This window comes from Accumulibacter sp. (assembly GCF_029255285.1).
GTDB lineage: Bacteria > Pseudomonadota > Gammaproteobacteria > Burkholderiales > Rhodocyclaceae > Accumulibacter.
Map to the genome: position 1 here is coordinate 37,244 of NZ_JAPUVI010000025.1, position 19,891 is coordinate 57,134.

Annotated in this window: 20 protein-coding genes; 15 read left to right on the plus strand and 5 right to left on the minus strand. The window is 62.1% G+C overall.

The features are described from left to right. Positions 1 to 32: 32 nt before the first annotated feature. From dnaX to Q1M07_RS03840, 14 genes are all read left to right on the plus strand, one after another. Positions 33 to 1,709 (plus strand): DNA polymerase III subunit gamma/tau, encoded by a 1,677-nt coding sequence (gene dnaX / locus Q1M07_RS03775; RefSeq protein ID WP_300450926.1) that lies wholly within the window; start codon positions 33 to 35, stop codon positions 1,707 to 1,709. 35 nt (positions 1,710 to 1,744) lie between these two features. Continuing rightward, positions 1,745 to 2,068: a YbaB/EbfC family nucleoid-associated protein gene (locus tag Q1M07_RS03780; protein ID WP_300450929.1), complete on the plus strand. Its 324-nt coding sequence runs from the start codon at positions 1,745 to 1,747 to the stop codon at positions 2,066 to 2,068. Further along, entirely contained in the window at positions 2,068 to 2,670 is a 603-nt protein-coding gene (gene recR, locus Q1M07_RS03785; protein WP_300450932.1) for a recombination mediator RecR, read from the plus strand. Before Q1M07_RS03780 ends, recR begins: the two co-directional genes overlap by 1 nt. Positions 2,671 to 2,771: 101 nt before the next feature. Continuing rightward, positions 2,772 to 3,368, plus strand: a complete 597-nt coding sequence (gene petA, locus Q1M07_RS03790) for a ubiquinol-cytochrome c reductase iron-sulfur subunit (protein ID WP_300450935.1) — start codon at positions 2,772 to 2,774, stop codon at positions 3,366 to 3,368. Positions 3,369 to 3,371: 3 nt separating this feature from the next. Continuing rightward, entirely contained in the window at positions 3,372 to 4,691 is a 1,320-nt protein-coding gene (locus tag Q1M07_RS03795) for a cytochrome b N-terminal domain-containing protein (RefSeq protein ID WP_300450938.1), read from the plus strand. 13 nt (positions 4,692 to 4,704) lie between these two features. Beyond that, positions 4,705 to 5,415, plus strand: coding sequence for a cytochrome c1 (locus Q1M07_RS03800; protein WP_300450941.1), 711 nt, complete (start codon positions 4,705 to 4,707; stop codon positions 5,413 to 5,415). Positions 5,416 to 5,518: 103 nt separating this feature from the next. Then, positions 5,519 to 6,115 (plus strand): glutathione S-transferase N-terminal domain-containing protein, encoded by a 597-nt coding sequence (locus Q1M07_RS03805; RefSeq protein WP_300450943.1) that lies wholly within the window; start codon positions 5,519 to 5,521, stop codon positions 6,113 to 6,115. Between the two features lie 81 nt (positions 6,116 to 6,196). Next, on the plus strand, positions 6,197 to 6,610 hold the full coding sequence (locus Q1M07_RS03810; protein WP_300450946.1) for a ClpXP protease specificity-enhancing factor: 414 nt from the start codon (positions 6,197 to 6,199) through the stop codon (positions 6,608 to 6,610). Between the two features lie 78 nt (positions 6,611 to 6,688). Then, a complete protein-coding gene (locus Q1M07_RS03815; RefSeq protein ID WP_300450949.1) occupies positions 6,689 to 8,026 on the plus strand; it encodes an NAD(P)/FAD-dependent oxidoreductase in 1,338 nt (445 codons plus the stop codon). Next, complete coding sequence (locus Q1M07_RS03820; RefSeq protein WP_300450952.1) at positions 8,023 to 9,054, plus strand: hypothetical protein; 1,032 nt, start codon at positions 8,023 to 8,025, stop codon at positions 9,052 to 9,054. Before Q1M07_RS03815 ends, Q1M07_RS03820 begins: the two co-directional genes overlap by 4 nt. After that, a complete protein-coding gene (locus tag Q1M07_RS03825; protein ID WP_300450955.1) occupies positions 9,051 to 9,902 on the plus strand; it encodes a MipA/OmpV family protein in 852 nt (283 codons plus the stop codon). Before Q1M07_RS03820 ends, Q1M07_RS03825 begins: the two co-directional genes overlap by 4 nt. After that, a complete protein-coding gene (locus Q1M07_RS03830) occupies positions 9,895 to 10,692 on the plus strand; it encodes a lysophospholipid acyltransferase family protein (protein WP_300450958.1) in 798 nt (265 codons plus the stop codon). Before Q1M07_RS03825 ends, Q1M07_RS03830 begins: the two co-directional genes overlap by 8 nt. Before the next feature lie 20 nt (positions 10,693 to 10,712). Then, entirely contained in the window at positions 10,713 to 11,483 is a 771-nt protein-coding gene (locus Q1M07_RS03835) for a glycosyltransferase family 2 protein (protein ID WP_300450961.1), read from the plus strand. Between the two features lie 23 nt (positions 11,484 to 11,506). After that, positions 11,507 to 12,706: a cation:proton antiporter gene (locus tag Q1M07_RS03840; protein ID WP_300450964.1), complete on the plus strand. Its 1,200-nt coding sequence runs from the start codon at positions 11,507 to 11,509 to the stop codon at positions 12,704 to 12,706. 79 nt (positions 12,707 to 12,785) lie between these two features. On the opposite strand, the gene hisD is transcribed toward Q1M07_RS03840, so the two are convergent. Both hisD and hisG read right to left on the minus strand, forming a co-directional pair. Continuing rightward, positions 12,786 to 14,099 carry a histidinol dehydrogenase gene (gene hisD / locus Q1M07_RS03845; protein WP_300450967.1) on the minus strand — a complete coding sequence of 438 codons (1,314 nt, stop codon included), beginning with the start codon at positions 14,097 to 14,099 and terminating at the stop codon, positions 12,786 to 12,788. Then, the gene (gene hisG, locus Q1M07_RS03850; RefSeq protein ID WP_300450970.1) at positions 14,096 to 14,740 is read right to left on the minus strand and encodes an ATP phosphoribosyltransferase; all 645 of its coding nucleotides are present in this window, start codon (positions 14,738 to 14,740) and stop codon (positions 14,096 to 14,098) included. The genes hisD and hisG overlap by 4 nt, the downstream gene beginning before the upstream one ends. 309 nt (positions 14,741 to 15,049) lie before the next feature. On the opposite strand from hisG, the gene Q1M07_RS03855 reads away from it, so the two are divergent. Continuing rightward, entirely contained in the window at positions 15,050 to 16,477 is a 1,428-nt protein-coding gene (locus tag Q1M07_RS03855) for a hemolysin family protein (RefSeq protein WP_300450973.1), read from the plus strand. A 13-nt stretch (positions 16,478 to 16,490) separates the two neighbouring features. On the opposite strand, the gene Q1M07_RS03860 is transcribed toward Q1M07_RS03855, so the two are convergent. The 3 genes from Q1M07_RS03860 to Q1M07_RS18700 all read right to left on the minus strand — a co-directional run bounded on the left by Q1M07_RS03860 (position 16,491) and on the right by Q1M07_RS18700 (position 19,765). Continuing rightward, positions 16,491 to 18,728, minus strand: a complete 2,238-nt coding sequence (locus Q1M07_RS03860; RefSeq protein ID WP_300450976.1) for an arginine/lysine/ornithine decarboxylase — start codon at positions 18,726 to 18,728, stop codon at positions 16,491 to 16,493. 124 nt (positions 18,729 to 18,852) lie between these two features. Next, positions 18,853 to 19,419 (minus strand): dCTP deaminase, encoded by a 567-nt coding sequence (gene dcd, locus Q1M07_RS03865; RefSeq protein WP_300450979.1) that lies wholly within the window; start codon positions 19,417 to 19,419, stop codon positions 18,853 to 18,855. Then, a complete protein-coding gene (locus Q1M07_RS18700; RefSeq protein ID WP_366983922.1) occupies positions 19,400 to 19,765 on the minus strand; it encodes a two-component regulator propeller domain-containing protein in 366 nt (121 codons plus the stop codon). Before Q1M07_RS18700 ends, dcd begins: the two co-directional genes overlap by 20 nt. Between the last annotated feature and the right edge of the window lie 126 nt (positions 19,766 to 19,891).

The window sequence follows — 19,891 nt, forward strand, 5'->3', positions numbered from 1 at the left end:
GGCGGCCGCTGCCATCTGCTAGAATCTGGCACATGAGTTACCAAGTCCTGGCCCGCAAATGGCGCCCGCGAACGTTTGCCAGCCTGGTCGGACAAGAACACGTCGTGCGGGCGCTGACGCACGCGCTGACAGTGCAGCGCCTGCATCATGCCTATCTGTTTACCGGTACCCGCGGGGTCGGCAAGACGACGCTGGCGCGCATTCTCGCCAAGGCACTCAATTGCGAAGCGGGGGTCACCGCGACGCCCTGCGGCCGCTGTTCGGCGTGCCTGGAAATCGACTCCGGGCGTTTCGTCGACCTGCTCGAGGTCGATGCGGCGACCAACACCCGGGTCGATGAAATGCGGCAGTTGCTGGAGAACGCCGTTTATGCCCCGACGCGCGGCCGTTTCAAGGTCTACGTGATAGACGAAGTGCACATGCTGTCGACCTCGGCTTTCAACGCCATGTTGAAGACCCTCGAAGAGCCCCCGGAGCACGTCAAATTCATCCTGGCGACCACCGATCCGCAAAAGATTCCGGTTACCGTACTGTCACGCTGTTTGCAGTTCAACCTCAAACAGATGACGCAACCGCTGATTGCCGACCACCTCAAGCACATCCTCGAAGTCGAGGCGATCAGCGCCGAACCCGGAGCACTGCACTTGCTGGCCCGTTCGGCAGCAGGCAGCATGCGCGATGCGCTGTCACTTCTCGACCAGGCGATCGCCCATGGCTCGGGCAAGGTCGAGGAAGCGCAGGTGCGCGAAATGCTGGGCTCGGTAGACCTTGACCAGATTTTCTCGATACTCGACGCCTTGCTGGCCGGCGACCCCGTCGCACTGTTGCGGGTGAGCGACGAAATGGCCGAGCGCAGTCTGTCCTTCGACGCCGCGCTACAGGAAATGGCCAGCCTGTTCACCCGCCTGCAGATCGCCCAGCTCGCACCACAGGCGATTGCCGACGAGATGCCGGAGCGCCAGCGGATTCTCGATTTGGCGGCCGAACTCGATCCCGAGTTCGTTCAACTGGCCTACCAGATAGCCGTTCACGGCCGACAGGAACTGCCTCTCGCACCTGACGAAGAGGCCGGTTTCATCATGACGCTACTGCGTTTGTACGCCTTTCGGCCGGTCCTCGACGAGGCGTCTGGCGGCCAACCGCCATCTGTCGCACCAACGGTCGGACCGGGCGCGGCAACGCACGCACGACAGGCAGCGCCTTTATCGTCAACCGCGCCGTCCGGTCGTCACACGGAAGGCGCTTCTGTCGTAGCGCCGCTGGCCGAAGCGAGGTTAGACACGGCGGCCGCGGCGGCGGCCGCCGCGGCGGCGCCGGTCGCTGCCGAACGACCGGCCGACGACTGGCACCTCATTCTGGCGCAGATCAAGGTCAGCGGCATGGCGCGCGAACTCGGTCAGCACTGCGAGTTGCGCGATCTGGACGGCTCGCGCATGGTCTTGCGCTTGGCGCCCAGGCATCGCCATCTCTTGATCAAAGCGGCGCAGGACAAGCTGCAACAGGCGCTGGCCGAACATTTCGGCCAACCACTGCGGCTGGCGATCGAAATCGACCAGGTGTCGGGCGATACGCCGGCCGCGACCGCGCAACGCGAGCGCCGCGAGCGAATGGATCGTGCGATCGCATCGGTCGAGCAGGATGGCTTCGTACGCGAGGTCATCGAAATGTTCGACGCCACCCTGATCGAATCGTCGATCAAACCCGTTTAGCAACTTTTCTGGTAGTCCACCGCGAGGCAAGCAAGATGATGAAAGGCGGAATCGCCGGCCTGATGAAACAGGCCCAGCAGATGCAGGAAAACATGAAGAAGGCGCAGGAGCAGTTGGCGCAACTCGAAGTCGAAGGACAGTCGGGAGCCGGCATGGTCAAGGTGTTGATGACCTGCGGCCACGACGTGCGCCGGGTGACGATCGATCCGTCGGTGATGGACGACCGGGAAATGCTCGAAGACCTCGTGGCCGCCGCACTTAACGACGCCATGCGGCGCGTCGAGCAGGCTTCGCAGGAACGCATGGCCGGTTTCTCTGCCGGTCTCAACCTGCCGCCCGGATTCAAGATGCCGTTCTGATGACCACGCCGTCGAGCCTCGAGTCGCTAATCGAGGCTTTACGCTGTCTGCCCGGCGTTGGGCCGAAGTCGGCACAGCGCATGGCCTACCATTTGCTGCAGCACGAGCGGGCGGGCGCGCGGCGCCTGGCCGACGCCTTGCAACTGGCGCTCGCCGCGCTACGGCATTGCCAGCGTTGCAACACCTTCACCGAAGCCGACATCTGCGCCCGCTGCCTGTCGCCGAAACGCGACGCCAGCTTGCTCTGTATCGTCGAGACTCCGGTCGACATGAACATGATGGAGCAGACGCACGCCTATTCGGGACTGTACTACGTGCTGATGGGCCGCGTTTCGCCGCTCGACGGTATCGGCCCGGCCGACTTGCACCTCGACCGCTTGCTTGCCCGTTGTGATGATGGTCAGGTGCGCGAAGTGATCATCGCCACCAACTACACCAACGAAGGCGAGGCCACGGCGCATTTCCTGTCGGAAATGCTCAAGAGCCGCGCTGTCGGCGTATCGCGTATCGCGCGCGGCGTGCCAGTGGGCGGCGAACTCGAGTACGTCGATTCGGGAACCCTGGCGCAGGCCTTGCGCGAACGTCGACCGCTTGCCGGCTAAGCGTTTGGCACGCTTCGCGAATTCAATCAGGCGCCGGATTGGCGTATAATCCTTCGGTTAAATTCGTACCAACCTTTCATTACGTCCTGGGAAACAGCGCTATGAGCAATGAGTGCAAAGTGGACGGCGGCAGGCGGCGGCTGGTCGTCGCAACCGCTGCGATCGGTGGGGTGGGGGCGCTGGCGGCGGTGGTGCCTTTCATCTCCAGCATGTTGCCGTCCGAACGGGCCAAAGCGGCCGGCGCGCCGGTCGAAGTCGACCTCGGCAACCTCGAGCCCGGCCAGATGATGACCGTCGAATGGCGCGGCAAGCCGGTGTGGATCATCAACCGCAGCCCGTCGATGCTCGAGAGTCTGTCCAAACTCGATGAGGCGGTGGCGGATCCGAAGTCCGAGAAGCCGATGCAGCCGGCTTATTGCAAGAACGAGGCGCGCTCGATCAAACCGGAGATCATGGTCGTCGTGGGAATCTGCACCCATCTGGGTTGTTCGCCCTCGGCCAAGTTCAAGAAGGGTAGCGAAGAAGGGATGGAAGGCGCCTGGCTGGGCGGCTTCCTTTGCCCGTGTCACGGCTCCACCTTCGACTTCGCCGGCCGCGTCTTCAAGAACAAGCCGGCGCCCGACAACCTCGAGGTGCCGCCGCACATGTACCTGTCGGACAAGCGCATTCTCATCGGCGAAGACAAGAAGGGGGCTTAAGCCATGGCGTCGCATACGGATTACGAAAAGTACAAATCTGACGGTTCGCTGCAAGGCAATCTGCTCGAGTGGCTTGACGCCCGCTTTCCTGCGACCTCGATGTGGCGTGGGCACCTGTCCGAGTACTATGCGCCGAAGAACTTCAACTTCTGGTACTTCTTCGGCTCGCTGGCGATGCTGGTCCTGGTCATCCAGATTGTGACCGGCATCTTCCTCGTCATGCACTACAAGCCGGACGCCTCGCTCAACGCGAACGGCATTCCCGTCGCTTTTGCCAGCGTCGAGTACATCATGCGCGATGTGAACTGGGGCTGGCTGATCCGCTACATGCACTCGACCGGTGCCTCAGCCTTCTTTGTCGTCGTTTATCTGCACATGTTCCGCGGCATGCTCTACGGTTCCTACCGGCAACCGCGCGAGCTGATCTGGATCTTCGGCACGCTGATTTTCCTGTGCCTGATGGCCGAGGCATTCATGGGCTATCTCCTGCCCTGGGGGCAGATGTCCTTCTGGGGCGCGCAGGTGATCGTCAATCTGTTCTCGGCCATCCCGCTGATCGGCGAGCCGCTGTCGATCTGGATCCGCGGCGACTTCGTCGTCGGCGATGCGACACTCAACCGTTTCTTCTCGTTCCACGTCATCGCCGTGCCACTCGTACTGCTCGGTCTGGTCGCCGCGCACATCCTGGCCTTGCACGAAGTCGGATCGAACAATCCGGACGGCGTTGAGATCAAGAAACGCAAGGACGTGCACGGCAACCCGCTGGACGGCATTCCCTTCCACCCCTACTACACGGTAAAGGACATCGTCGGCGTGGTCGTGTTCCTGATGGTCTTCTCGATCATCGTCTTCTTCGCCCCCGAGGGCGGCGGCTACTTTCTCGAGTACAACAACTTTTTGCCCGCGGATCCGCTGAAGACGCCGCTGCACATCGCGCCGGTCTGGTACTTCACGCCCTACTACTCGCTGCTGCGCGCCATGGTCTGGCCGCTGTTCGGAATCGACGCCAAGTTTTGGGGCGTCGTCGCGATGGGTGCCGGCGTGGTCATTCTTGCCTTCCTGCCGTGGCTGGACCGTAGCCCGGTGAAGTCAATCCGTTACCGTGGCCCGATTTTCAAGACGCTACTGACGATTTTCGTCATCGCTTTCGTCCTGCTTGGTTTCCTCGGCACGCAGCCGCCGTCGTACGCTTTCTTCGGCGTCATTCCGAGCGCCCCGGTGGCGCAGGTTCTCAGTGCTTACTACTTCCTCTATTTTCTGACCATGCCCTGGTGGTCGAGGATCGACAAGTACCAGCCGGAACCCGACCGCGTGACGATGTAAAGGACTGCCAAAAATGAAAAAACTGCTTACCGCACTGCTCTTTGCCCCGGCTGTTACGCTGGCCGCCGGCGCGGCTGTCCACCTTGACAAGGCGCCCGACGTGCAAGGCGACAAAGCGGCTCTGCAAAGCGGCGCGAGAACTTTTGTCAACTACTGCCTGAACTGCCATGGTGCCAGCTTCCTGCGCTACAACCGCCTGATGGAACTCGGCCTGAGCGAACAGCAGGTCAAGGACAATCTGATGTTCACCGCCGTCAAGACGGGCGAGCCGATGCGCGTCGCGGCACGTCCGGAAGAACAGAAGGTGTGGTTTGGCGCGGCGCCGCCTGACCTGACTCTGGTGGCGCGTGCTCGCGCCTCGTCCGACGGTAGCGGTGCCGACTGGCTCTATACCTACCTGCGCTCGTTCTATGTCGACGAAAAGCGGCCCACGGGCTGGAACAACACGCTGTTCCCGAATGTCGGCATGCCGCATGTCCTCTGGGAGTCGCAGGGGACGCAAGTGATGAACAAGGATCACCGCCTCGAGTTGCAGGCGCCGGGTAAACTGTCGCCGGCCGAGTACGACAAACAGGTCGCCGATCTGGTCGGCTTCCTGGTCTGGATGGCGGAACCGGATGCCGGTTTCCGCAAACAGCTCGGTTTCGGCGTTCTCGGCTTCCTTGTCGTCCTCTTCGGTGTTGCCTACCCGCTCAAGAAGGCCTACTGGAAAGACGTCAAGTAAGCTGCGTTACAAGCGCCGGTCATCGGGCCGCGGCATCGCCGGCAAGGGCGCGACAGGCGCCCGTGCCCGTTGCGATGCCGATTCGTTTTTGAGGGTATTGATCATGATGAATCTCTATTCGGGAACCACCTGCCCGTTCAGCCACCGTTGCCGCATCGTACTCTACGAAAAAGGCATGGATTTTCAGGTGATCGACGTCGACCTGTTCGCCAAACCGGAAGATATCGCGATCATCAACCCCTACGGTCGTGTCCCGGTCCTCGTCGAACGCGATCTGATCCTCTACGAACCGAACATCATCAACGAATACATTGACGAGCGCTTTCCACATCCGCAGTTGATGCCGGCCGATCCAATCATGCGCGCGCGTGCCAGGCAACTCCTGATCACCATGGAGCGCGAGGTTTTTGCCTACATCGAGCCGCTGGAAAGGAACAGCAAGGCGGCCGACAAGTCTCGCCAGCAGATTCGCGACCGTCTCACCGAAATGGCGCCGGTATTCGTCAAGCAGAAGCACATGCTTGGCGAGGATTTCTCGATGCTCGACGTGGCCATCGCGCCGCTGCTCTGGCGGCTCGACCATTACGGTATCGAACTGTCTAGGTTGGCCGCGCCGTTGATGAAGTACGGTGAACGGATTTTCAGCCGGCAGGGCTTTATCGACGCGCTGACCCCGTCCGAGAAGGCCATGCGCAAGTAAGCAGGGCCTCTCGGGGCGGCCAAGACCTGCCGCCCTGTCGCTGGAAGCCGGGCCACCGTGCCCTCCTCCTGAGGAAATTATGTGGATTTGCCGTCGACCAAGCCTTATCTGATACGCGCCATTCACCAATGGTGCAGTGACAACGGTTTCACCCCACATCTGGCCGTGGTGGTCGATGCCAAAACGCGCGTGCCCAAAGAGCACGTCCGTGATGGTCGAATTATCCTCAACGTCGGTTACGAAGCGACAGGCCATTTGACGATCGGCAACGACGTGATCACTTTTCAGGCGCGCTTCGGTGGTGTGGCACGCGACATATCCATCCCGATCGGCAGCGTCGCCGCGATCTACGCCCGCGAGAACGGTGCGGGAATGGCTTTCGAAGCGGGTGACGATTCCGCCGTCACGCCGGAGGAGGCGGATCCCGAAGCCGATCACGACGACGGGCCGGAGCCGCCGCCAGCGGGCCGACCGAAACTGCAGCGCATCAAGTGACGACGCTGTGTACTGCCGGCTGGAGCGATCGACCGTTTAGGCCTGGCGAAGCGATGGAAGCGACGAGGTGTTCAAGAAATGGAAGGGAAGGCTGGGGTCGTTGATCGACGGGAGTGCGATGTCCTGGTGATCGGCGGCGGGCCTGCCGGTTCGACAGTCGCGCCTTTGCTGGCCGAGAAAGCCTACCGCGTTGTGCTGCTCGAGAAAGCGCGCCATCCGCGCTTTCATATCGGCGAGTCGCTGTTGCCGGCCAATCTGCCGCTTTTCGAACGGCTCGGCATCGCCGCCGACGTCAAGGCGATCGGCATGGAGAAACGGGGCGCCGAGTTTGTTTCGCCACAACACCCCCAGCCGCAGACTTTCCACTTCGCGGAGGCCTGGGACAAGTCGATGCCCTACGCCTATCAGGTGAAACGTGCGGAGTTCGACAGCCTCCTGATCCGCAATGCCGAGCGCCGGGGCGTCGAGGTCCATGAGGGATGCAAGGCAAGCACCATCGACTTCCGGCCCGACGGCAGCGTCGCGGTCGGCGCGCGCTACGAGGACGGCCGTGCGGTCGAATGGGTGGCCCGCTTCGTCGTCGATGCCTCCGGCCGTGACACCTTTCTCGCCAATCGCTTCCAGATCAAGAAACGCAATCCGAAACACAACAGTTCGGCGGTCTATGGCCATTTCGCCGGTGCCCGACGAAACGAAGGACAGGCCGAAGGCCACATCACGATCTTCTGGTTCGAGCACGGCTGGTTCTGGTTTATCCCGCTGCTCGACGACGTAACCAGCATCGGCATGGTGACCTGGCCCTACTTCATGAAAACCCGAGGCCAGCGCAGTGTCGAACGCTTCCTGATGGACGGCATCGCCAGTTGCCCGACGCTTGCCGCGCGGCTCGAAGGCGCCAAATTGATCAACCGGGTCGAGGCAACCGGAAACTTCTCGTATGTCGCGCAACGCAACCACGGAGCGAACTATCTTCTGCTCGGCGACGCCTATGCCTTCATCGACCCGGTTTTTTCCTCCGGCGTGTTGCTGGCCATGAACAGCGGGCTACTCGGCGCGGAAACCATCGACCGTTGCCTGCGCACACCGGCGGCAGCAGCCAGCGCACTGAAACGCTTCGACGAACTGATGAAGCACGGCCCCAAGCAGTTCTCTTGGTTTATCTACCGGGTGACCAATCCGATCATGCGCGACTTTTTCATGGGTCCGAAAAACGTCTTTCGCGTCAAGGAAGCGCTGCTTTCGGTGCTCGCCGGCGACATTTTCGGCACGACGCCGATCTGGCGTTCGATCCGCATCTTCAAACTGATCTACTACCTGGCCAATGCCGTCCAGCCTCGGCGTGCCTTTCGGGGCTGGCAACGCCGGCGCTTCAACATTCGCCAGGTCGAAGATGCGGCGTTGAAGTCCGCGCCGTGAGACTCCGTTTCCATTCGGACGTCTGTCGGCTGCGAGCCGTGGCGGGTATCGATCCGGCGGATGAAACGGTCCTCGGGGGCAGCCTGATCGGCTGTCCAACGATTGCCGAACCGCGGCCCCGCTGGCCGCGACAGACACTCAATGCGCCACTGCTGGGCCATGACGCGGATTTCGTCGAAGAACACTGGCTTACCGATGGCGAATGTCTGTCCGGCGAGTTCGAGGGTATCTTCTACCGACGCAGCAGCGACGTTCTGTACGGCGTCATCGAAATCGACGAACGTACCTTTCCGGATTCCGCCGCCGGGACTGCGCTGCAGAGAGCAACCGCGGAAGCCTACGGCCGCATCTTTCGGCTGCTCGCCACACAGGGCCTGCCGCAGCTCTGGCGTGTCTGGAACTATCTGGCCGATATCAATCGCGAGACCGGGGGGCTGGAACGTTATCGGCAGTTCAACGTCGGGCGTTACGATGCTTTTCTGAGCTTCGCGCCGGGCGCCGCCGACGATGTTCCGGCTGCCTGTGCAATCGGCCTGCAACATGGCCCCTTAAGCATCGCCTTCATTGCCGGACGGACGCCGGCGAGACCCATCGAGAATCCACGACAAGTCAGTGCTTACCGCTATCCGGTCGAGTACGGGCCGCGCAGCCCGACTTTTTCGCGCGCCGTACTGGTTACCCTGCCGGAGCAGGAGAGTCTGTTCATTTCCGGAACGGCGAGCATCGTCGGCTACCGGACCGTTCACGCTGGAGATGTGGAAGCGCAATGCCGGGAAGCACTGGCCAACGTCGAGGCGCTGCTCGACGAGTCCGGGCACCTCTGCCGTTCGACCGCCTTTACTCTGTCGGAACTGTCGTATCGGGTCTACGTCCGCCGGGCCGTCGATTACCCGGCCGTAAGAAGCATTTTGATGGAGCGCTTGGGCGAGACTGCCGAGGCGGTTTTCATCGAAGCGGACATTTGCCGGCCTGACCTGCTGGTCGAAATCGAGGCGATGGCCTCGCATCCTCTGGAGGATTGTCGATGACTGTAGCGCATTGGCGCCGCATCGGCGGCCTGACGGCAAGCGTGGCGATCGCCTGTGCCTCGCCGGCCGCCATGGCGGCCGAGGAAAAACCGCTGTGGGAACTGGGAGCCGGGGTGGCCGCGCTGAGTTTCCCGTACTATCGCGGCTCCGATCAAAGCAACAACTTCGTCATGCCTGTGCCGTACTTCGCTTATCACGGGGATTTCTTCAAGGCGGACCGGCACGGCATTCGCGGCAGCTTTTTCGATTCCGACCGTATCGACTTCAGCGTCAGCCTGGCGCTGTCGCCACCTGGCAGCAGCGACGACATCCGGGCGCGCTCCGGCATGCCCAACCTCGACGCGAGTTTCGAAATCGGCCCGCAGTTGGACCTCACCTTCTGGCGCTCCGAAAACCGTTCCCGCTTTCTCAAGCTGCTCTTGCCATTGCGTGCCGCCTTCACGGTCGAGAGTTCGCCCAGGGATATCGGCTGGGTTTTTCACCCGAAACTGAATATGGATATCACCGACCTGCCGGGGCTGCCAGGCTGGCAGCTCGGCCTGTTGGCCGGCGTGGTTTTCGGCGACCAGCGACAGAATGCCTACTACTACACGGTGGCGCCACAGTACGCGACGGCGGCACGTCCCGCCTATCAGGCCGGTGGCGGCTATGCCGGAACCCAGTATTTGGTGGCTATTTCGAAACGCTTTCCGAATTTCTGGCTCGGCGGTTTCGCGCGCTACGACAATCTCGGTGGCGCCACGTTCGACGATAGCCCTCTGCTCAGGCAAAAGGACTATTTTGCCGCCGGGCTGTCGGTGAGCTGGATTCTCGGGGAATCGTCCACCCGCGTGCGGGTCGATGACTGACTCGCCGGTCGGCAAGCTCCTATGGACAGCCTACGAACGTTTCGCCATGACGCTCGGGCTGGGCGCGCTGGCGTTGTGCTGTCTGGCCTGGTGGCCGTTTGCGCTGCTGCTCAATCCCTTGTTGCCACGGCGCCTTGGCCGGCCACTCGGGCGTTACGTGGCGCGTCTTGGTTTCCGCGGCTACCTCGGCTTCCTCAGCCTATTGTGTGCCTGCCGTTTCGACCTCGCCGAACTCGATCGGCTGCGCCATGATGAGCCCTTGGTGCTGGCCGCCAACCATCCTTCGCTGCTCGACGCGCTGCTCGTTCTCTCGCGCGTCCCCGATACGGCCTGCGTGATGAAGGCGGACCTGATGGACAATCTGTTGTTCGGCGCCGCCGCGCGTCTGGCGGGCTTCATCCGTAACGACACAGCGCTGGCCATGATCCTCGACGCCGGCGATGAACTCGCGCGCGGTGCCCACCTGCTGATTTTTCCCGAGGGCACCCGGACACCCGTTTTCCCGATCGCGCCCTGCCTGCCGACCGCAGGCCTGATCGCCCGCCGCAGCCAGGTGGCGGTACAGACCCTGCTGATCGAGTTCTCGACCCCCTATCTCGGCAAGCAATGGCCCTTGTTCAGGCGGCCGGTCCTGCCCTTGCACTGCCGCGTTCGCCTGGGGCGCCGCTTTCCTCCACCAGACGACGTGATCGCCTTCAGCACCGAACTCGAAAGCTACTTTCGCGCCCAACTCGGCCAGCCCTTACCTGTTTCCGGCCTGGGCCTGCCGCACGCCCACCGCGTGCACTGACGATCCGCCAAGTCCGCGCCATGCCGCCTGCTTCGTCCACCCACCTGGTCATCATCCCGAGCTACAACCCGGGTGCCCAGGTCGTCGACACGGTTCGCGCCGCATTGGCTTGCTGGGCGCCGGTATGGGTGGTCGTCGACGGCAGTACGGACGACAGCGTCGCCAGCTTGCGGGATCTCGCCCAGACCAATGACGGATTGCGCGTCATCGAGTTGCCCGAAAACCGTGGCAAAGGCGCCGCGGTGCTCGAGGGAATCAGTCAGGCACGGGCGCTTGGCTTCACGCATGCGCTGACGATGGATTCCGATGGCCAGCATCCGGCCGACCTGATCCCCGCCTTCATGGCCGAATCGCTGGCGCGCCCCGATGCCATGATCCTCGGCAAGCCGGTTTTCGCGGCCGACGCCCCGGCGCTGCGCGTCAACGGCCGCAGGATTTCGAACGGCTGGGCGAATCTCGAAACGCTGTGGATGGGGATCGGCGATTCGCTGTACGGTTTTCGTGTCTACCCGATCGAACCGCTGCAGCGCGTCATGCGCGCCAACCGCTGGATGCGGCGCTTCGATTTCGATCCCGAAGCGGTGGTTCGCCTGTGCTGGGCGGGCGTACCGCCGCTCAACCGCGCCGCGCCGGTGCGCTACCTGCGGCCCGAAGAGGGTGGCGTCTCGCATTTCCGCTACCTGCGCGACAACACTCTGTTGACCTGGATGCACGCTCGGCTGTTTATCGGTTTCCTGCTTCGCTTACCCGTTCTGCTCACCAAGCGGCTGGCCGCCCGCTCTCCCGTCTAGTCCCTGTGCCAGCCGCGATGACGATGAACACGACCGAGATCTTCCTGATCGCCATGGCGATCATCTTCTCGCTGCCTTGGCTGATCTGGCGAGCCGGCCGCACCGACTACTACGCGCCGCTGGTGGTCGTCCAGATCCTTACCGGGATTGCCCTTGGACCCGGCGTTCTCGGGCGTTTCTACCCCGATTACTACGCGTTCGTGTTCACCCCCGCGGTGGTTCAGTCGCTCAACGGCATCGCCTGGTGGGCGGTCATGCTGTTCGTCATGATTGCCGGCATTGAACTGGATCTCCGACAGGCCTGGGTGCATCGTCGCGAAAGCAGCATCACCGCCGGGCTGGCACTCGGCACGCCGCTTCTTTTCGGCTGCCTGGCTGCCAGTCTGCTGTTGTTTCACGACGGGTGGATCGGGCGACGCGCGCTGACCTGGCAATTCGTTCTCGGCGTCGGCATGGCCTGTTCGGTAACTGCGCTGCCGATCCTGATTCTGCTCATGGAGAAGCTGGCCATCCTGCGTCAGCCGATCGGCCAGCGCATCCTGCGCTACGCCAGCCTCGACGACATCGCAATCTGGGGTGTCCTGGCGCTGATCCTGATGGACTGGGGCCGGGTTGGCAAACAACTCGCTTTCCTGCTGGTTTTCGCCTTGCTCGGCTACGCTTTCCGGGCCTTGATGCGGCGCCTGACGGATCGCGACCGCTGGCATGTGGCGCTGATCTGGCTGGCCGTCTGTTCGTTCGGCGCCGACTGGGCGGGCCTGCACTTCATGGTCGGCGCCTTCCTGGCCGGAGCGATCATCGACACCGAGTGGTTCGATCAACGGCGCATGGATTTGCTACGTCATCATGTTCTGCTGGTCGCGATGCCGGTTTTTTTTCTCAGCACGGGCTTGCGGACGACCTGGACGCTCGGCGGCGAAGCCGTCTTCACCGCCGCCGGCCTGCTGCTCATCGCGGCGGTCGGCGGCAAGTTGCTCGGCACGCGGATTGCCGGTCAACTGCTCGGCTGGCCTCCCGGCGAGGCCAGCCTGATCGGCTGGCTACTGCAGACCAAGGCGCTGATCATGATCATCTTTGCCAACATTCTGCTCGACAAGGATCTCATCAGCAGCGAAACCTTCACCGCGCTGCTGTTGATGGCCGTGGTCAGCACCATGCTCACCGTGCCGGTCGTCGCCCCCAAGCTTAAACGTTGGCAGGAACTCGTCGGCCGCCACCGGTAATCGCACCGCGTCGGCGTCCACTCGGTTACGACCTGAGGCATGTCAGCCTTGGGCCGGCGGTGGCTCCGCCCTGTACGGTTCAGCCGTCGACGCGATACTCTGCCGAGCGGGCGTGCGCTGACAGTCCTTCGCCACGCGCCAGCGTCGCCGCGATCCGACCAAGAGTCTTGGCCCCCGCCTGCGAGACGCGGATCAGGCTGGTCCGCTTCTGGAAATCGTAGACCCCGAGCGGTGAAGAAAAACGGGCGCTGCCGGAAGTCGGCAGGACGTGGTTCGGCCCCGCACAATAGTCACCGAGCGACTCCGAAGTATGGCGTCCGATGAAGATCGCGCCAGCATGGCGGATTTTCGTCACCCAGTCTTCGGCATCGACCAGCGAGAGTTCCAGGTGTTCGGGAGCGATGCGGTTGGCGATACGGCAGGCCTCGTCGAGATCGCGGACTTCAATAAGCGCACCGCGGTTTTCCAGCGCAGTACGGATGACTTGCCGGCGTGGCATCGTTGGCAGGAGACTGTCGAGGCAAGCGGCGACGCGCTCGATATAGGCGGCGTCGGGGCAGATCAGAATGGACTGGGCGAGTTCGTCGTGCTCGGCCTGCGAGAACAGATCCATTGCCACCCACTCGGGGTCCGTTTGTCCGTCGCAGATCACCAGGATCTCGGACGGTCCGGCGACCATGTCGATGCCCACGACACCGAAGACACGGCGCTTCGCGGCGGCGACGTAGGCGTTGCCGGGACCGACGATCTTGTCTACCTGCGGAATCGTCTGCGTGCCATAAGCCAGGGCGGCGATCGCCTGCGCGCCCCCGACGGTGAACACGCGGTCGACGCCGGCCAAGGCCGCCGCGGCAAGAACCAATGGGTTGTGCTCGCCGGCCGGCGTCGGCACGACCATGATCAATTCCCCGACTCCGGCGACACCTGCCGGAATGGCGTTCATCAGCACGGACGAAGGATAGGAAGCCTTGCCGCCGGGGACGTAGAGTCCGACGCGGTCGAGCGCCGTCACTTGCTGGCCGAGCATCGTTCCGCAGCCGTCGTCACCGTCGTCCTGATAGTGCCAGCTTTGCAGCGTCTGTCGCTCGTGATAGCGTCGCACCCGGCTGGCCGCCGCTTCGAGCGCCCGGCGCTGATCCGTGGGCAAAGCCGTCAGCGCCGCGTGCAGCGCCGGTGGCGCAATTTCCAAGTCGGCCATCGAACTGGGAGAGAGACCGTCGAAGCGGCGTGTGTACTCGATCAGCGCGGCGTCGCCGCGTGCCTTGACGTCGGCCAGAATGGCGGCAACCGTGCGCTCCACCGCCTCGTCCTGCGTCGCCTCGAAAGCCAGCAGCGAGTCGAGCCGCGGCTCGAAATCGGCGTCGGTTGTGGAAAGTCGCGAGATCCGGATCATTGGTGCACCAGTTCGGCAATGGCGTCGAGGATCGGCGCCAGTAGTTTGCGTTTCAGCTTGAGGGCGGCCTGATTGACAATCAGGCGCGACGAAATGTCCATGACGTGCTCGACGGCGACCAGATGGTTCGCCTTCAGGGTGCTGCCAGTGGATACCAGATCGACGATGGCGTCGGCGAGACCGGCCAGCGGCGCCAGTTCCATCGACCCGTAGAGCTTGATCAGGTCGACATGCACTCCCTTGGCGGCGAAGTGCTCGCGGGCGATATTGACATACTTGCTGGCCACTTTCAGGCGGGCTCCCTGGCGCACCGCGCTGGCGTAGTCGAAACCGTCGGGCACCGCGACCATCATCCGGCATTTGGCGATCTTCAGATCGATCGGCTGATACAGACCGGCGCTGCCGTGCTCAAGCAGAATGTCCTTGCCCGCGACACCGAGATCGGCGGCGCCGTACTGCACATAGGTCGGCGCGTCGGTGGCACGGACAATGACCAGGCGCACGTCGGCCCGCGTGGTCGGGATGATCAGCCGACGCGAGGCCTCGGGATCCTCGAGCGGTTCGATTCCGGCCGCCGCCAGCAGCGGCATGGTTTCCGAAAAAATGCGGCCCTTCGAGAGCGCGATGGTGATGCCGTTCACGAGATTCTTTCCTGGCTGGCGAAAGAAGCATTCTACCGCAACGCCGGCGACCGGGCCTCGGGCGCGTGCCCGGCACCGGCCAGTCGTCGTTTTCGGCTTGCCTCCTGCGTCATCGAGAAACTAGAGTTTGGGCATAAATGGCGTATCATTCGCGCGCAACAGCGTAAAGGGGGGCGAAGACTCGCAGAACAGCAAGAAGTATGCTGGGCGAACGGCCGGCTTGGCCTCGCGTCCAGGCGATTGCGCTGAGCGGTAGGGCAGGACTTCCTTGCCTCCTGTAACCGCCGAAGACACCGGAGGAGCAAAAATATGGAACAAGTAACGCTTTATCTCAATCTCGTCCTGATTCTGGTCTTCGTGGCCGGGAACGCTTTTTTCGTCGGTTCGGAGATCGCCATATCGTCGGCCAGGCGAAGCCGGATCAGGCAGTTGGCGGAGGAGGGAGACAGGCGCGCGGCGAGAGTCGAGATGCTGCACAACGAACCGGAGCGCTTCTACTCGGTCACCCAGGTCGGCATCACACTGGTCTCCCTCGGTCTCGGTGCGGTCGGCATGGAAACGATCAGCACGCTGACCGATCCGACCTTCGTCACGATCTTTGGGCTGTTCGGCGACAGCGCCGCCTTGACCAAGGCGGCGCACACCATGTCCTATGTCTTCGCCTTCATCGTGATTTCCTTCTTGCACGTGGTGGCCGGCGAACTGGCACCGAAGGTCCTTGCGTTCCACAAGGCCGAGCAGCTGAGCATGGCCGTCGGCTGGATCATCAACGTCATGTACCTCACTTTCAGGCCGCTGATCTACATCATGAAACTCTCGTCGAATGGCCTGTTGTGGCTCTTTGGGCAACGCAACCTGCAAGGCCATGGCGAGAGCCACTTCACGATGTCGGTCGAGGAAATCCGCATGATCCTCTCGGCGAGCGAGAAGGACGGGACGCTGGATCCGGAAGAGACGCAGATGATCCGCGGGGTTTTCAAGCTCGACGAGCACACGGTGCGCGAAGCGATGGTCCCGCGTACCCGGATCCGCGCCCTGACGCAGGAAGACACGCTGGCCGATGCCTTGCGGGTTTTCCGCGACGTGCCACACGCCCGCTTTCCGGTTTGCAACAAGAGCCTGGACCGGATCACCGGCGTCGTAGCGATCAAGGAGTTGCTGACCGTGATGGCCGAGAGCAGCGGTCAGACGCTGGAAGAAGTCAGCCGGCGGCCGGTCAGCGAGTTTGCGCAGGCGCCGTTCATCGTTCCGAACAGCAAGTCGCTGAGCGACCTGCTGAAGGAGTTCAAGCATACGCGGCAACAGATGGCGATCGTCATCGACGAGTACGGCGGCACCGAAGGAATCATTACGCTCGAAGACATTCTCGAGGAAATCGTCGGCGAATACGAAGACGAGTTCACGCGCCAGGCGCGGCGAGTCAGAAAACTGGTCGGCAGCCAGTACGAGATCGACGCGTCGATGCGAGTCTCCGACCTGGAGGCGTTGATCGACTTCCCGTTCCCGACCGACGACGACTACGTCACGCTGGCCGGACTGTTCTACAAGAAGCTCGGCAGCGTTCCGAAGGTCGGCGACACCGTCAAGCTGGAAGGCGGCCAACTGACGGTGCTCGAAATGGACAACCACCGCATCACGTTATTGAAGTTCGAAGACACCGCCGTCGGCGAGGATGGCGTCATCCGTTTGGTCGAAAACTCTTCGGCGGCCGAGGCCGAAGTCGAAAAGGCGCCTTGAGGTCGCCGCGGTTTCAGCGAACGCAGTCCACCGAATAGACCGGCTTGCCGTCGACGATGTCTTTCACCAGGCCATGCACGTCGGTTTCGAAGCCCGGAAACCTCTCGTTGAAATCGCGCGCCACCTTCAGGTAGCGGATGATCGTCGCGTTGAAGCGCTCGCCTGGAATGAGCAGCGGGATCCCTGGCGGATAAGGTGTCAGCAGGGTACTGGTAATCCGTCCCTCGAGCGCGTCGATCGGTACGCGGTCGATCTCGCGATGCGCCATCTGCGCGAACGCGTCGGTCGGTTTCATCGCCGGCTCCATGTCGGACAAGTACATGCGGGTCGTCAGGTGGGCGACGTCATTGGCCGCGTAAACGCCGTGAATCTGCTGGCACAAATCCTTCAGCCCGAGGCCCTCGTAACGCGGGTTCTTGGCCAGGAATTCGGGCATCACCTTCCACAGCGGCAGGTTCTGGTCGTAGCCATCCTTGAACTGCTGCAGTTCGGTAACCATGGTGTTCCAGCGGCCCTTGGTGATGCCGATGGTAAACATGATGAAAAACGAATAAAGACCGCATTTCTCGACGATGATCCCGTGTTCGGCGAGGTACTTGGTGACCACCGCGGCCGGAATTCCCCAATCGGAGAACTCGCCGTCGACGTCCAACCCGGGCGTGATGATCGTCGCCTTGATCGGGTCGAGCATGTTGAAGCCTTCAGCGAGCATGCCGAAGCCGTGCCAGCGCTCGCCCGGTTTGAGAATCCACGCCGCGCGATCCTCGATTCCCTCACCTGACAGATCGTCCGGTCCCCAGACCTTGAACCACCAGTCGCTGCCCCACTCCTTGTCGACCTTGTGCATCGTGCGGCGGAAATTGAGCGCTTCGGCGATCGATTCCTCGACCAGCGCCGTGCCACCCGGCGCTTCCATCATCGCCGCCGCGACATCGCAAGAGGCGATGATCGCGTACTGCGGTGAGGTCGAGGTATGCATCAGGTAAGCCTCGTTGAAGACATGGCGATCGAGCTTCCGTCCTTGCGAATCCTGCACCAGAATCTGCGATGCCTGGGAGAGTCCGGCCAGCAGTTTGTGCGTCGATTGCGTCGAGAAGATCATCGTGTCCCGACAGCGCGGACGATCGGCGCCGATGGCATGGTAATCGCCATAAAAGTCATGGAAGGCCGCGTGCGGCAACCAGGCTTCGTCGAAGTGCAGGGTGTCGATCGCCCCGTCGAGCATCTCCTTGATTTCCTCGACGTTGTACAAAATCCCGTCGTAAGTGCTTTGGGTGATCGTCAGAACGCGCGGCTTGGCCTTCACGGCGCGCGCGAAGGGATGCGACTCGATCTTCTGGCGAATGTTCTCCCAGCGGAACTCCTCCTTCGGAATCGGCCCGATGATCCCGTAGTGGTTGCGGGTCGGCATCAAGAACACGGGGATGGCGCCGGTCATGATGATCGAGTGGAGAACCGATTTGTGGCAGTTGCGATCGACGACTACCACGTCTCCCGGTGCCACGGTCGAGTGCCAGACGATCTTGTTCGAGGTGGACGTGCCGTTGGTGACGAAAAAAAGGTGGTCGGCATTGAAGATGCGCGCCGCGTTACGCTCTGACGCGGCGACGGGACCGGTGTGGTCCAGCAACTGGCCGAGTTCCTCGACCGCATTACAGACATCGGCGCGCAGCATGTTCTCGCCGAAGAACTGGTGGAACATGCGACCGACCGGGCTCTTCAGGAAAGCCACGCCGCCCGAGTGGCCGGGGCAATGCCAGGAATACGAACCGTCTTCGGCGTAGTGCGTCAGGGCGCGGAAAAAGGGCGGCGACAGGCTTTCCAGATAGGCTTTGGCTTCGCGGATCACATAGCGGCCGATGAACTCGGCGGTGTCCTCGAACATGTGGATGAACCCGTGCAACTCGCGCAGCACGTCGTTCGGAATGTGGCGCGAGGTTCTCGTCTCGCCGTAAAGGAAGATCGGAATGTCTTCGTTGCGACAGCGGATTTCCTTGACGAAAGCGCGCAGGCCGGCAATCGTCTGCTCGGACCGGCCGTGCCGGAAGTCTTCGTCATCGATCGACAGGATGAAAGTCGAAGCGCGGCTTTGTTGCTGGGCAAACGACGTCAGGTCGCCGTAGCTGGTGACGCCGAAGACATCGAAACCTTTCTTTTCGATGGCTTTGGCCAGCGCGCGGATACCCAGTCCGCCGCTGTTTTCCGAACGATAGTCCTTGTCGATGATGATTACCGGGAAGTCGAAATGCATGAGGAATCCAGTATCAGGTGAAGAGTGAGAGGTCACACACGATGGCGGCAAGGAGCACCGGCTTGAGTCCCGGTGGCGAATGCCCGGCCGGCCGGCAACGGCGGCTCCCGTCGTCGCTCATGGATCACATCTTCGGCAGAGTGACGCCCTGCTGGCCCTGGTACTTGCCGCCACGGTCCTTGTACGAGATTTCGCACTCCTCGTCCGATTCGAAGAACAGGACCTGGGCGATACCTTCGTTGGCGTAGATTTTTGCCGGCAGCGGTGTAGTGTTCGAAAACTCGAGAGTGACATGACCTTCCCACTCGGGCTCGAAAGGCGTGACATTGACTATGATTCCGCAACGCGCATAGGTACTCTTGCCGAGACAGACAGTCAGTACGCTGCGCGGAATACGGAAGTACTCGACGGTGCGCGCCAAGGCAAACGAGTTGGGCGGAATGATGCAAAAATCGTTATTCACCTCGACGAAGGAGTTGGGATCGAAGTTCTTCGGATCGACGATCGTCGAGTTGAGGTTGGTGAACAACTTGAATTCATTCGAGCAGCGGATGTCGTAGCCATAGCTCGAAGTGCCGTAGGAGACGATCCGTCGACCGTCGATCTCGCGCACCTGCTGCGCTTCGAAAGGATCGATCATGCCGTGCTGTTCCGCCATGCGTCGAATCCACTTATCTGATTTGATAGACATTTCTAGTCACTCGAGCCAAGATCGACAGGAAAAATGCCCATTCTACGGTGTCCGGGCAAGGGAAGAAACTGCTCTCGTAGCAGGTCGCCGGCGGTCTTCGCCAGACACTGCCGTCCGAGTAGTCAAGAATCGCTATCGCTGTCGGCTGCGCGACCAGCGGCAGGCGAGCGTCAAACAATAAGAAGGCTACTCCGGTTCTTGAGGTCATGCGCTTGAAAGTCGCGTTCGCGCCGTCGAAGCACTTCAGTCCCTGGTTCGTCGCCACCCACAGCGCGCCATCGGTATCCTCGACGAGACGTTGGACCGAAGTGGCAGACAGACTTTCCCCGGCCGCGCTTCGACCAATCGCGCACGCATGACCCGTCCGGCATCATCAAGCATCGTAAGCCTCTCGTTGACCGCCGGTATCGTTGCGTGAGCGATCGATGACAAACCTTCAGGCAAAGCACGGGAAGGTTGGCAAAGAGGATCC